A 12329-nucleotide genomic window follows, 5' to 3' on the forward strand; every position below is an offset into this window, starting at 1 on the left:
GGGATCAATCGGGCTTGGGAAGGGGCTTGGGCGTGAAATCTGAATTGCGCGCCGATCGTCCAAAACCGGCGCTGCGCTTGGCAAATTTTCGCAGGATCTAGACGCCGACGCGCTGAATATCATCCGCGTCGATAATCATTCCCTGATCGAGGACGAGCTTGGTCGCGCCATTTTCGAAGCGCACCTCCTGCACCGTGCCGCCGGACAGGATCTCCCCGGTCAGGGTCGCGTTTTTCGGATCGTCGAGCGAGACCACCTGGGCCTTGTAAAGACCGGGCCCGGCGATGGAGCCGGTCAGGGTGGTGCCGTCCCATGCCGCGTTGTAGCGGCCGATATCGCCATTCACCTGGAACTGGGCGACGAGGTTGCCGCCCTGGTCGAAGATCCGCATCTCGGCATTCTTCGCAGGCTGGGTGATCTCATAGGCGAACTGCGTGCCGCCGGGATTGAGCGGCAAGATGTCGCCCCGCGCCTCGACCGTGCGGCCGAGCAGCGCCACGCCTTCCTGACGGTCGCCGGCACCGACGGCCTGGGCGATCTCGGTCAGGGTCTGGTTGGTCTCCACCCCCTGTTCGAGCTCGGAGAACTGGGTCAGCTGGTCGACGAACTGGTTCGTGTCCATCGGCTGGAGCGGGTCCTGGTTCTCGAGCTGGGTTGTCAGCAGGGTGAGGAAGGTATCGAGATTGTCCGTCAGCGCCTGGCGCGCGATGGAGGCACGGCTCGGGCTTTCGGTCTCGGCTGCCAGGGGGTTCTGCTGGATCGGCGTGATGGTGCTCATGGGTGCTCTCGCAAAATCCTAGAGGAAGACCCGGCGGTCTTCGGAACTGATGGCCGGACGGATGATGACCTCGCGGCGCTCGTCATCGAGGGCTTCGTCGAAGCCGCGCCGACTCTCATGGCGCTCGCGGCGTTCGTCAGCCTGCTGCTGTTCGCGCTGGCCGCCTTCGCCATCGCGATGCTCGAAGCGCATGTCATCGGCATCGAAGCCTGCCTGCTGCAGGCTCTGCTGAAGGCCATGGGCACCGCGGGCGAGCGCTTCGAAGGCCTGGGCCGTCTCGGTGATGATGACGAGGCGGGTGGCGCCGTTTGTCTTCTGCATCTGGACCTGCACGCGGCCAAGCTCCTCGGGGAAGAGGTCGAAGCGAACGCGCTCCATCTCTCCGCGTGCGACATATTGAAGGTTTGTTGCGACCTGGCGGACGACGGGGTTCGAGGTCTCGCCGGAGCTTTGCTGCGCAAGGGCAGCCTCGACCTGCGGCATCGAGGCGACTTGGCCTTCGAGCTTCACGGCGGGCGCGGTCTGGCGGTTGATGAGGGCCGCTTCGGCTTCCTCAGCAAGCATCATGGCCGGGTTCTGGACAGGGGCCTGTCCAGGCTGGACGAGGGGCCTGAGCGGCAGCACCTCGCGACGCTCGGCGCCTTGCTGGGTCTGCTGCTGGATCAGTTGGTCGAGGGGGGAGCCCTGTTTGATCTGGCCGATCGGCTTGTCAGTAGGCAGAGCGCGCGCCACGGTGGCGACGGCGCTCTGGGCGACGCCGGTGAGGTCGCGACCAAGCGCCGGTCCTGCTTCGGTGAGGATCTTGAGAGGCTGGCCCTGTCCTTGGAGTCGGGCGGCGGCCGCGTTCTCGGCGATCACCTGCGTGCCTTGCGCGGCGAGTTCCTCGACGGCGACGAGCAATTGCGAAAAGGCTGCCTCGGCACCCTCCCCGCCCTGCTGCTGGCCAGCGTTCTGACGCAGGCCCTGTCCAAGACCCTTGGCAGGGATGACGGCCGCGTTCTGCGACGGCGAGAGAATAGAAGCAGCGTTCATCGACAGTCCTCTTTCAGACCGCAGAGGACCACAAGTGGTTTTGAGTGGGATTAAAGGGGGCGGAGACGGAGCCGGACGGCTCCGTCCCTTCTCTTACCAATAAGACGGGTCCGTCCAGACATGGACGCCCCGGGAGCCCGCGGGCACCGCCAGCGCGACCTCCGACGCCTCGGCGACCACCCTTGCCTCCTGTGCAGGCGACAGTGGCTTGTTGTCGGGCCCGTTGATCTCATCAACGACCCAGAGACCATCGGTCACGCGGACGAATTCGACCACAGCCGTCAGGCCATCGCCATCTTCGAAGAGGTAGAGATAGTGCGAACCCGAGCGCACCTCGCGCACATAGTCCCGGATGCAGTTCCGGAACCGGATCGCAGTTTTCTCCACCGCCTGCCAGCTGGCGAGCGGCTTCAGCTTCGCTGTCCCGGGCCACGGCGGATCGGGAAAGCTCGCTTCGCGGAAATGGCCCCTCGCCCACGCTTCCAGCGAGGTCTTGGACCGGGTCTGGGCGAGGCTCCGCAGCACGCCAGCGCGTCCAAGATCTGGCCGGATCCTCTCGACCAGTCCGACGGCAAAGACGACTTTCTCGGCGTCCGAGATCCGGTGCAGGCGTGCGAAGACGGCCGGGCAGCGGAAGGTGGCCGGAACCCGCGCGAGCGCCAAAACCCTGCGACGATCAATCGACCGTGTGCGAAGCAGGAGGCGCGCCGCCTCTTTGTCCTCAACCAGCTCGGCGAGGCGCCGGTAGGTCGGCGGACGCCAGATTCTACCCTTGAGCTTATCGCAGAGGCGAATCAGACGCGGGTCCGCCGAGGGCGCGACATCCGCGAGGATCTCTTTTTTCGTCCGAACAAAGAGCATCGCCTCCACATCGGCATTGCGCTCCTCATCATCGAGGAGTGCGAAGGCCATCGCTGCGAAGTGCCACTCTGGACGCGTCGCCGCCAGCCAAACGGCAAGACGACGGGGTTCCCGCTCGATCGCGGGAAAGATGATATCGGTCATCCAGCCAAACGGCCGGGTGCGGATGGGGGCTGTTTTCTTCATGACCACCTCCGAAGGGATTTGTTTTCCCCTCGCGGCGTGCACCGGTCAGGGAGCTAGATGTTCTGTGCGCCTCCAAGCGCAAGGAGCAGACGTTTCGTCATCACTCTGACCTTTCTCTGACAGCACGACGCTGCCGAATTCCCGCGCTCGATGGCGGAGGACTGCGGAGGAGTCAACGCGCACAAGTAAAAAGGGCGCGTTCCATCGAGGAGCGCGCCCTTTTCGCAACAGTGCTTACCCGTCGACTAGCCCCGCGCCATCGCCTTCTGCAGGAACTTCATCGTCTGGCCTGAGCCGTCTTCGAGCATCTGCTCGCCATCCTCGCTGAGGATTTCTTCCATCCTGGCCTGGATCTCCTCAGGCGTCTGATGATCAGGCGCGAGAGAGATGCCGTCGGTCTCGGTGATCCGGGTCGCGGCATAGCCCCCTGCCCCGGCGGCGAGGATCAGGCGCGACGGTGCCTCGTCGCAGACGAGATAGAGAAGCGCCGCGGTGACGGACTCCGGCGTCATCAGCTTGAGCATTTCCTCCGGGATCAGACCTTCGGTCATCCGCGTCGCTGCGGTCGGTGCGAGGGTGTTGACGTGGATACCTTTCTTTGCGCCCTCGATGTGCAGCACGTTCATCAGGCCGACGAGGCCCATCTTGGCCGCGCCGTAGTTGCTCTGGCCGAAATTCCCATAGAGGCCCGAGCTCGACGAGGTCATGACGATCCGTCCGTACTCGCGCTCGCGCATGTGGTCCCAGACCGCCTTGGTGCAGGTGACCGAGCCCATCAGGTGCACGTCGAGGACGAACCTGAAATCCTCGAGAGTCATCTTGGAGAAGCTCTTGTCACGCAAGACGCCGGCATTGTTCACGAGAATATCGATATGTCCGTAGGCGGACATCGCCTGCTCGACCATCGCGCCGACGCCGTCGGGGTCCGTGACGGACGCGCCATTGGCGATGGCTTCGCCGCCCGCGGCCTTGATCTCCTCGACCACTTTCTCCGCAGCCTCGGACGAGGCGCCCTCACCCGAGACAGAGCCGCCGAGGTCGTTGACGACCACTTTCACGCCCCGCTTCGCAAGGGCCAGCGCGTGGCTGCGGCCAAGCCCCGCTCCCGCGCCGGTGACGATCGCGACGCGGTTGTCGAAACTGATGCTCATGGATCTCTCCTGAAAACTTTGGCGGTAAGATGCACCCTTCGGCGCGGAAGCCAAGCTAGTCGTCGCGCGAAGGCGGGCGCCTGTTCGCCTTGACCTGCCCGCGCCGGGCCTTGGACTTCAGCCGCCGCTCGACAGAACCGCGGGTCGGGCGCGTCGGACGGCGTTTCTTCGGCCTCGGCAGGGCCTCCCGGATCATCTGGGCGAGGCGGCGCCGTGCTTCCTGGCGGTTGGCGTTCTGGGAGCGGTTCGCGCTTGCCTCCAACACGATGACATCATCCTGGGTCAGGCGACGGCCCGCGATCTTCCGCAGGCGCTCTTTCTGGTCCTCCCGGAGGGAAGAATTCCTCGAAAGGTCGAAACGAAGCTGCACCGCCGTCTCGACCTTGTTGACGTTCTGCCCGCCAGGACCGGACGCGCGGATGAACTGCTCCTCCAGCTCATGCTCCTGAATAGCGAGGGCATCGTTGATGTAGAGCACGGATGTCGGGCCTCCTGACAGGCGGGGCCCTAGCGGCAACCGGGCGGCGGCGGAACCGGCTGGTTCTCACTTCCACGGCAGGCCCAGCTGGCCCATCCGGCCAATCGCCTTCCACCATGGCGCACGGGCTTTCGCAGCTTCACGCGGACGGAGCTGGGGTTTCGGTGTCATGTCAGGGGGCTTCAGCATCGCGGGGGGTCTCCTCTCGACAAAGATGCGGAGACCCTTCTATGGAACCTCAACCTTTGTTGAGGTCAAGCCATGACGCTGCCAAAAGCACTGACCCCCGGCGAAGCCGCTGCCCGCGCAGGGCTGTCGGTCTCCGCACTGCATTTCTACGAGCGCGAGGGGCTGATCCGTTCATGGAGGACCGAGGGCAACCAGCGCCGCTACGACCGCGCGACCCTCCGCCGCCTCGGGATCATCAAGGCGGCCCAGGCGATCGGCATTTCCTTGAAGGAGGTCAAAGAGAAGCTTGCCCCTCTCCCGCATGACCGAGCGGCGAAGAAGGCCGACTGGGCCCGCGTCGCCACGGATTGGCAGGGCGATCTCGACGCCCGGATCACGCGCCTCCAGCGGCTTCGCGACTATCTCGAGGGCTGTATAGGCTGCGGTTGCCTGTCGATGGATCACTGTCCGCTCTATAATCCCGAAGACAAGCTGCGGGCAGAAGGACCGGGGCCGAGAACCATCGAAGAGAATCTCTGAACACCCTTAAGAGGATCGCGAACCTCTTTCGCCCCGCGCCGCGAACCTCTATGTGCGCCGCAAAAGAACGAACGAGAAAGACCTGCCTGTGAGCCAGACTGCCGCCGCCCTCGCGCCGAAAGTGAACCCCAAGCTCGCCACGATCGAGAAGGTGCTGTCGGTGCATCACTACACCGACCGTCTTTTCAAGTTTCGCATCACCCGCCCCCAGAGCTTCCGCTTCCGCTCGGGCGAGTTCGTGATGATCGGTCTCCTGCAGGATGACGGCAAGCCGCTGCTGCGCGCCTATTCGGTCGCAAGCCCGAGCTGGGACGAAGAGCTCGAATTCTTCTCGATCAAGGTTCCCGATGGCCCGCTCACCTCAAGGCTCCAGAAGATCCAGCCGGGCGACGAAATCCTCCTTGGCAAGAAGCCGACGGGCACGCTGGTTCTCGATGCCCTGACACCGGGCAAGCGGCTCTACATGTTCTCCACCGGCACCGGCTTCGCCCCTTTCGCCAGCCTGATCCGCGATCCCGAAACCTACGAGAAGTTCGACGAAGTCATCGTGACCCATACCTGCCGGCAGGTGAACGAGCTCGCCTATTCGGTGGAGATGGTCGAAGGCCTCATCAACGACCCGCTCATCGGTGAGATGGCCCAAGGCAAGCTGCGCCACTACACCACCTGCACCCGCGAGGACCATCCGCATACGGGCCGCATCACGACGCTGGTCGAGAACGGCCAGCTTTTCGATGACCTCGGCGTGCCCAAGCTCGATCCCGCCACCGACCGCGCCATGATCTGCGGCTCGATGGAGATGATCCGGGACACGGCCGAGCTGATGGAGAAAGCAGGCCTGACCGAAGGCTCCAACGCCAAGCCGGCCGAATACGTCATCGAGAAGGCTTTCGCGGGTTGAGGCTGGCGCCTCCCGCCTTCCTGCGCGGAAAACGGGGAGGCGATGGCTGCAGGAAAATGCTCCGTATACTTTTTGTCCTCGCTGCTTTCGCCATGGCCGCCTGCGCCACCCCTCAAAAGGAATCCGTCATGCTTGACCTTCAGAACGTCCAGAAAAGCCCGAAACCGAACCAGTATCTCGTTGCACCGGAGGGCTGGCTCGCCAATGAGACACCGGACGCCATCGCCCCTGTCTTCACGCAGGGTCCGGACGAAGTCTTCGCCAAGCTCCTGCAGGTGATCGAGAACACGAAAGGCACAAGCAACGTCTCCGCTTCCAAGGAAGCAGGCCGCATCGCCTATGTCGCGAAGGTCGTCATCTTCAAGGACGATGTCGACATCGCTGTCCTTCCGCACCCGGAGGGCTCTACCCTCGCCATCTATTCGCGCAGCCGCGTCGGCTATTCCGATCTCGGTGTGAACAAGAAACGGGTGGAGAGACTCCTCGCTGACCTCAAGGCCGCGCTCTGACGCAAAAGGGCGGAAGACGCCTGCGATCCGCCTTATCCCCGCCTTGCCGCGCGCCGCTAGACTCTCCCCATGCCGCGCCCGAGAAAACCCACCGCAGGTCCCAAGGCCCTTCTTCGCCTCAAGCTGAAGCAGGAGCGCCTGAAACTCGCCCGGCTGAAACGCGACGACGAGATGGCAAAGCGACGGAGGCGGAGGGTTTTTTAGCCTAGACGGCACGGCGCGCGCGGCTGCTTCGCCGCTGCAAAGAGGCGTCAGCTCGACGCGAAGAAGCATCGGACAACTTATTCCCGCCCTTCCCGCTTCCGCTATCGTCTCCTTGCCCCCACGGCATGAAGGGACGGACCGGTCGTCGCGGAACGGCTCGTGGGGCGGTGCTTGCGCGCATCTGGGCGGAGTGACGCTCCGTTTGCTGAGGGACCGAGAGGACATGGCCTCGGCATTTGCCGGGTGACGTGCCGAGGGCTTGAAGTGCTGATCCTTGCCGGTGAGGGCCTGAAGGTCCCCTCCCCTGGCGTCGGCCCCTCGCACAAAGGCACTGCCGGGCGCGGATGATCCTGCGCGTTTGTTTGATACTGAGAGCGCGAGACCATGCGCGCCCGGGCTTCCCTTCGCCGTACGGTCCCGCTTTGCCGGGCCGGGTTCCATCGTGCCCCGTTGGTCCCCGCGGGCAGAGGACCGGCCGGAACCGATCGGTCCCGGATACTGCCCCGCCCTCGCCTTTTCGCTTGCTTCCGGTCCCATGCCGACAGAAACGGCACGGCCATGACCGCCCTGTTCCTTGGCCTCTACGTTCTCCTGCAAGTCGGTATCGCCGCCTGGGCCGCACGCGGGACAAAGACCGATACCGACTACCTCGTTGCCGGACGGACGCTCGGGGTCTGGCAGATCGCTTTTTCGATCTTCGCCACCTGGTTCGCAGCGGAAACCGTGATCGCCACCTCGGCCGAGGTGGCCTCAGATGGCCTCGCGGGCGCGCGGGTGGAGCCCTTCGGCTATGCCTTCGGGCTGGTGGCGCTCGGCACCTTCATCGCCTACCGGCTCCGGCAGGAGGGCCACATGACCCTCGCGAGCTTTCTGGGGTCGCGCTTCGGGCCGCAGGTCGAGATTGCGGCCGCCTGTTTCACCGCGCTCAGCGCCACCGTCTGGGCAGCAGCGCAGCTCAGCGCGCTGGCGATCATCCTGTCCGAGGCGACAGGGCTGGGCGTTCCGTTGATGCTGGTCGCCAGCATGGCGATCGTCCTTGTCTATGCGTGGGTTGGCGGGCTCAAGGGCGACGTGATCACCGATGTCCTGCAGGGCGCGGTGATCATCCTCGTGCTGCTCGTGCTTTTGTTCCTTGTCATCGACTTCGCAGGTGGCCTGGGCGCCGCCGTCGCGGCGATCCCCGAGGGTGCCCTGTCCATGCGCAAGGAAGGGGAAAGCTGGCTCGAGCGGATCGAGCTCTGGTCGCTGCCGATCCTCGGGACAATCGTCAGCCAGGAGGTGATCGCCCGGACCCTGGGCGCGAAGTCGCCGGAGACGGCACGGCGCGGCACGTTTCTTGGCGCAGGCATCTATCTGGCGATCGGGATGGTGCCCGTCCTGCTCGGCCTGGTCGGTCCGGGACTGGGCCTGGGCCTTGATGGGGGCGATGGCTATTTCACGAGCCTTGCGAGAACGATCCTCCCGGCCTGGCTCTATGTTATCATTTCGGGCGCGATGATTTCCGCCATTCTTTCCTCCGTGGACAGCGCGCTTCTCGCCGTCTCGGCAGTGGCCACCGAAAACGGCCTCGTGAAGCTGCGGCCACGGAGCAACGGCCGGCAGCGCCTCGCCATGGCTCGGTTCGCGACTGCGGCAGCGGCAGTCTCAGCGATGGCGATTGCCGCTGCCGGGGACTCCATCAGGGCCATCGTCCTGACCGGCGAAGGAATCGCGGGCCTTCTCGTTCTGCCGGTCGTCGTTGGCCTGCTGGTGCCCGGAACAGGCCGGGTGCCTGTCCTGGCCGCCCTTCTCGTCTCGCTGGCCCTGACGGCCTGGCTCGACTGGATCAGCGGCACACCCGGCGCTTTTCTTTTCGCGCTGGCAGGCGGCGCGATGGCCTTTGTTCTGACGCGGCTTGTCCTTATGCAGACCAGTCGCTTTGCGGGATCCCCTGGATCGCAAGAAGCGCCGTGAGATCCGCATGACGAAGGACGACATTGGCCACTTCTTCGAGGGCGGGTTTGGGGCGGTAGCCGACACCGATCCCGGCGACTGCGATCATGTCCCGGTCGTTGGCGCCATCACCGACCGCCATGACTTGGCCCGTGTTGAGGGAAAGCTCGGCACAAAGAGCGTCGAGACGCTCTTTCTTGGCCTGGGGTCCAAGGATCGGCTCCGAAACGACCCCTGACAGGACACCGTCTTCGGACCGCAAACGGTTGGCGTAGGTCTCGGAAAATCCCACCCGATCAGCCACCGGCGCGGCAAAGATGTCAAAGCCGCCGGTGACCAGGGCGCAGCGTGCCCCCCGCTTCCGCATGGTCCGGACAAGCGTCTCGGCGCCCTTGTTGATGGTCAGCCTTTCGCGCAGCGCCTGCGCGGCGGCGTCGATCCTGAGGCCCTTGAATAGAGCCACCCGTGCACGCAGAGCCTCATCGAACGCGATCTCGCCGCGCATAGCCTTGTCGGTGACCTTGGCCACCTCGCGACCGAAACCGAATGCCTCGGCCAGCTCGTCAAGGGTTTCCTCACCGACAATGGTCGAGTCCATGTCACAAAGGAGAAGCTGCTTCTCCCGGCCTTCAAGCGGGACAACGGCGACGTCGAAGCCGCCATTGTCCTTCAGCGCCTTGGCCACGCGCCACGCCTGTTCCTCCGGCAGATGGACCTCGGACGCCTCGTCCGACAGGTCGATCGGCGCGATCTCCACCCGCCGCATGGCGATGGCCATGCCCTCGGGCGCCCGAGGGCCGAGAAGGAGAACGGCGTGGGTGTTCGTCATCTAGAACTTCAGCGGCGCGGCCCGTTTGATTTGCGGCAGAGCGTTGATGGCTCGGAGCGTATCGTCCGACAGTTCTTGGTCGAGGGCAATAAGCGCCATGGCCTCCCCCCCAGCCTCCTGCCGGCCAAGGTTGAAGGTCGCGATGTTCACCTTGGCATCGCTGAGCACATCGCCGAGGGCGCCGATAAAGCCCGGCTTGTCCTCATTGATGACGAAGAGCATGTTGGGCGCAAGGCTCGCCTCGAGCCTGACGTCCCCGATCCTGACGATCCGCGGCTCTCCGCCGAACAGCGCGCCAGTGACGGAGAAGGCGCCATTGGCCGTCTCGACTTTCACCGTCAGGGTGCTGCCGAAGTTGGGCGAGGTCTCGGTCTTCTCCTCAGTGATGCTGATGCCGCGGTCCTTGGCCAGGCTGGTCGCGTTGACCGCGTTCACCGTGGCGAGCTGCGGCTTGAGCGCCGAGGAAACCACGCCCGAGACGATGGGCCCGGCCTTCAGCTCACTGACATGCCCTGCGAAGCGAACGGAGATGCCAGTGATCGCTCCATCGACGAGCTGGCCTGCAAGACTGCCAAGCTTCTCGCCAAGATTGATGAACGGCTTGAGCTTGGGCGCTTCATCGGCGGTGACCGACGGCATGTTGAGTGCGTTCTGCACCGCACCAGTGAGGAGGTAGTCCGCGATCTGCTCGGCAATCTGGACGGCGACGTTTTCCTGCGCCTCCCGGGTCGATGCACCGAGGTGCGGCGTGACAACGACATTCTCGCGCTCGAAGATCGGATGGTTTTTCGCCGGCTCCTCCGCAAAGACGTCAAGGGCAGCGCCGGCCACCCGGCCGTCATCGAGAGCTTCGGCCAGAGCGTCTTCATCGATCAGGCCGCCGCGGGCGCAGTTGATGATGAACGCGCCAGGCCGGATGACCTCCAGCGCTTCGCGACTGATGATGTTGCGCGTCTTGTCGTTGAGCGGGGTGTGGAGGCTGATGAAGTCCGCACGCTGCAGAAGCTCGTTCAAGGAGACGAGCTCAACGCCCATGTCGTTGGCCTTCTCCTCCGACAGGAAGGGGTCGAAAGCGATGACCTTCATGCGCAGTCCCTGGGCACGGCTGGCGACGATACCGCCAATATTCCCTGCGCCGATGAGGCCGAGAGTCTTGCCGAAAAGCTCGCGGCCCATGAATTTCGACTTCTCCCACTTCGACTGCTTGGTCGAAGCATCCGCCTGCGGAATCTTCCGGGCGACGGCGAACATCATGGCGATGGCGTGCTCAGCCGTGGTGACCGCGTTTCCGAACGGGGTGTTCATCACCGCGATGCCGGCTGCGGTGGCGGCATCGATGTCGATGTTGTCGACACCGATCCCTGCCCTGCCGATCACCTTGAGCTTTGGCGCAGCCTCAATAAGCTCCGCCGTCATTTTGGTGGCAGAACGAATGGCGAGGCCGTCCACGTCCTGCAGCGCCTCTTTCAGCGCGGCAGGGTCCTTGCCGAGGTCGGGATTGAAGACGACCTCAATCTTGCGGGCTTCGAGGATGCGGACGGCGTCATCGCCTAGCTTGTCGGAAATCAGTACCTTGACCATTTTTGTGTTTCCCTTGGTCGGTCAGAGCGTTTCGGCTTCGGCGGCGAAGGCCCAGTCAAGCCACGGTGTCAGGGCTTCGATGTCGGCGGTTTCGACCGTCGCCCCACACCAGATGCGAAGGCCCGGAGGCGCCGCACGGTATCCTGCGATGTCATAGGCAGCTTCGGCATCAGCGAGGCGCTTTGTCATCCGTTTGATGAAGGCCTGCTGTTCCTCCGCAGGCAGAGCAGCAACGCGCTGATCGGTAACCTTCAGGCAGACAGAAGTGTTCGACCGGATCGGCTTCTCTGCGAGGAAATCGACCCAGCCGGTCCTCCCGACCCAGCTTTCGAGCGCTTCGAGGTTGGCATCGGCTCGTGCTTTCAGGGCCGAAAGACCACCGAGACTTTCCGCCCATTCGAGCGCGTCGATATAATCCTCGACACAAAGCATGGATGGCGTGTTGATCGTCTCGCCGCGAAAAATGCCCTCGTTGAGCTGGCCTTTCTTCTTGAGACGGAAGATCTTGGGCAGAGGCCATTCGGGCTGGTAGCTGTTGATGCGCTCAATAGCACGAGGCCCGAGAATGAGGATGCCGTGCTGGGCCTCGCCGCCCAGAACCTTCTGCCAGGAATACGTGACCACATCGAGCTTCTCCCAGGGAAGATCCTGCGCAAAGGCTGCCGAGGTGGCATCGCAAATCGTCAGGCCCTCGCGGTCGTCGGAAATCCAATCCGCGTGCGGAACCCTCACCCCCGAGGTCGTTCCGTTCCAGGTGAAGACAATGTCGTGGCCCTGGTCGACCTTCGTGAGATCGGGGATGTCGCCGTAGTCGGCTTGCAAGACGGTCGGGGAGAGGCTGAGCTCGTCGACCGCATCCTTGACCCAGTCGAGGCCGAAGCTTTCCCAAGCGAGGGTCGTGACGGGCCGCGCACCGAGAAGGTTCCACATGGCGATCTCCACGGCGCCGGTGTCGGACGCGGGCACGATGCCGATAAGGTGGCTAGCGGGAACCTCGAGAACCGCGCGGGTCTTGTCGATCGCTTCTTTGAGCCGCGCCTTGCCGATCGAGGAACGGTGCGAGCGGCCAAGGGTCGGGCTCGACAGGCATGCAGGCGACCAGCCGGGGCGCTTGGCACATGGACCGGACGAGAAGGATGGCTGGGCGGGGCGACGCGTAGGTTGTTCCATGGCTCTCTT

The 12329-nt window shown here is 64.2% G+C and carries 13 protein-coding genes; 4 read left to right on the forward strand and 9 right to left on the reverse strand.

Going from position 1 to position 12329, the window contains the following annotated elements:
• Nucleotides 1-97 precede the first annotated feature (97 nt).
• The 6 genes from IE053_RS09935 to IE053_RS14585 all read right to left on the reverse strand — a co-directional run bounded on the left by IE053_RS09935 (nucleotide 98) and on the right by IE053_RS14585 (nucleotide 4675).
• On the reverse strand, nucleotides 98-778 hold the full coding sequence (locus IE053_RS09935; protein WP_189575483.1) for a flagellar hook assembly protein FlgD: 681 nt from the start codon (nucleotides 776-778) through the stop codon (nucleotides 98-100).
• Between the two features lie 18 nt (nucleotides 779-796).
• On the reverse strand, nucleotides 797-1810 hold the full coding sequence (locus IE053_RS09940) for a flagellar hook-length control protein FliK (RefSeq protein WP_189575485.1): 1014 nt from the start codon (nucleotides 1808-1810) through the stop codon (nucleotides 797-799).
• A gap of 93 nt (nucleotides 1811-1903) precedes the next feature.
• Nucleotides 1904-2857 (reverse strand): hypothetical protein, encoded by a 954-nt coding sequence (locus IE053_RS09945; protein ID WP_189575487.1) that lies wholly within the window; start codon nucleotides 2855-2857, stop codon nucleotides 1904-1906.
• A gap of 245 nt (nucleotides 2858-3102) precedes the next feature.
• Nucleotides 3103-4008 carry an SDR family oxidoreductase gene (locus tag IE053_RS09950; protein ID WP_189575489.1) on the reverse strand — a complete coding sequence of 302 codons (906 nt, stop codon included), beginning with the start codon at nucleotides 4006-4008 and terminating at the stop codon, nucleotides 3103-3105.
• A 55-nt stretch (nucleotides 4009-4063) separates the two neighbouring features.
• On the reverse strand, nucleotides 4064-4486 hold the full coding sequence (gene arfB / locus IE053_RS09955) for an alternative ribosome rescue aminoacyl-tRNA hydrolase ArfB (protein ID WP_189575491.1): 423 nt from the start codon (nucleotides 4484-4486) through the stop codon (nucleotides 4064-4066).
• Nucleotides 4487-4552: 66 nt separating this feature from the next.
• Nucleotides 4553-4675 carry a hypothetical protein gene (locus tag IE053_RS14585; RefSeq protein ID WP_268249062.1) on the reverse strand — a complete coding sequence of 41 codons (123 nt, stop codon included), beginning with the start codon at nucleotides 4673-4675 and terminating at the stop codon, nucleotides 4553-4555.
• Nucleotides 4676-4747: 72 nt separating this feature from the next.
• On the opposite strand from IE053_RS14585, the gene soxR reads away from it, so the two are divergent.
• The 4 genes from soxR (at nucleotide 4748) to IE053_RS09975 (ending at nucleotide 8761) form a co-directional block, all read left to right on the forward strand.
• Entirely contained in the window at nucleotides 4748-5194 is a 447-nt protein-coding gene (gene soxR, locus IE053_RS09960) for a redox-sensitive transcriptional activator SoxR (protein WP_189575493.1), read from the forward strand.
• A gap of 121 nt (nucleotides 5195-5315) precedes the next feature.
• Entirely contained in the window at nucleotides 5316-6095 is a 780-nt protein-coding gene (locus tag IE053_RS09965) for a ferredoxin--NADP reductase (RefSeq protein WP_229786236.1), read from the forward strand.
• Nucleotides 6096-6223: 128 nt separating this feature from the next.
• Nucleotides 6224-6604 (forward strand): DUF1499 domain-containing protein, encoded by a 381-nt coding sequence (locus IE053_RS09970; RefSeq protein ID WP_189575497.1) that lies wholly within the window; start codon nucleotides 6224-6226, stop codon nucleotides 6602-6604.
• A gap of 762 nt (nucleotides 6605-7366) precedes the next feature.
• On the forward strand, nucleotides 7367-8761 hold the full coding sequence (locus IE053_RS09975) for a sodium:solute symporter family transporter (RefSeq protein ID WP_189575499.1): 1395 nt from the start codon (nucleotides 7367-7369) through the stop codon (nucleotides 8759-8761).
• Here the strand turns inward: IE053_RS09975 and serB are convergent.
• Genes serB through IE053_RS09990 form a run of 3 tightly spaced genes read right to left on the reverse strand, consistent with a single transcriptional unit; the run spans nucleotide 8709 to nucleotide 12320 of the window.
• Nucleotides 8709-9569, reverse strand: a complete 861-nt coding sequence (serB, locus tag IE053_RS09980; RefSeq protein WP_189575501.1) for a phosphoserine phosphatase SerB — start codon at nucleotides 9567-9569, stop codon at nucleotides 8709-8711. The genes IE053_RS09975 and serB overlap by 53 nt on opposite strands.
• Nucleotides 9570-11150, reverse strand: a complete 1581-nt coding sequence (gene serA / locus IE053_RS09985; protein WP_189575503.1) for a phosphoglycerate dehydrogenase — start codon at nucleotides 11148-11150, stop codon at nucleotides 9570-9572.
• 21 nt (nucleotides 11151-11171) lie between these two features.
• Nucleotides 11172-12320, reverse strand: a complete 1149-nt coding sequence (locus tag IE053_RS09990) for a phosphoserine transaminase (protein WP_189575505.1) — start codon at nucleotides 12318-12320, stop codon at nucleotides 11172-11174.
• Between the last annotated feature and the right edge of the window lie 9 nt (nucleotides 12321-12329).

Source organism: Parvularcula lutaonensis, from assembly GCF_014651915.1.
In the GTDB taxonomy this organism is placed as follows: Bacteria; Pseudomonadota; Alphaproteobacteria; order Caulobacterales; family Parvularculaceae; genus Parvularcula; species Parvularcula lutaonensis.

What these genes read in the sequence shown, in the direction of transcription:
- IE053_RS09975 (WP_189575499.1), top strand. Translation starts at nt 7,367, where the DNA reads ATGACCGCCCTGTTCCTTGGCCTCTACGTTCTCCTGCAAGTCGGTATC.
- IE053_RS14585 (WP_268249062.1), bottom strand. Translation starts at nt 4,675, where the DNA reads ATGCTGAAGCCCCCTGACATGACACCGAAACCCCAGCTCCGTCCGCGT.
- soxR (WP_189575493.1), top strand. Translation starts at nt 4,748, where the DNA reads ATGACGCTGCCAAAAGCACTGACCCCCGGCGAAGCCGCTGCCCGCGCA.
- IE053_RS09945 (WP_189575487.1), bottom strand. Translation starts at nt 2,857, where the DNA reads ATGAAGAAAACAGCCCCCATCCGCACCCGGCCGTTTGGCTGGATGACC.
- IE053_RS09970 (WP_189575497.1), top strand. Translation starts at nt 6,224, where the DNA reads ATGCTTGACCTTCAGAACGTCCAGAAAAGCCCGAAACCGAACCAGTAT.
- IE053_RS09940 (WP_189575485.1), bottom strand. Translation starts at nt 1,810, where the DNA reads ATGAACGCTGCTTCTATTCTCTCGCCGTCGCAGAACGCGGCCGTCATC.
- IE053_RS09935 (WP_189575483.1), bottom strand. Translation starts at nt 778, where the DNA reads ATGAGCACCATCACGCCGATCCAGCAGAACCCCCTGGCAGCCGAGACC.
- serA (WP_189575503.1), bottom strand. Translation starts at nt 11,150, where the DNA reads ATGGTCAAGGTACTGATTTCCGACAAGCTAGGCGATGACGCCGTCCGC.
- IE053_RS09990 (WP_189575505.1), bottom strand. Translation starts at nt 12,320, where the DNA reads ATGGAACAACCTACGCGTCGCCCCGCCCAGCCATCCTTCTCGTCCGGT.
- serB (WP_189575501.1), bottom strand. Translation starts at nt 9,569, where the DNA reads ATGACGAACACCCACGCCGTTCTCCTTCTCGGCCCTCGGGCGCCCGAG.
- IE053_RS09950 (WP_189575489.1), bottom strand. Translation starts at nt 4,008, where the DNA reads ATGAGCATCAGTTTCGACAACCGCGTCGCGATCGTCACCGGCGCGGGA.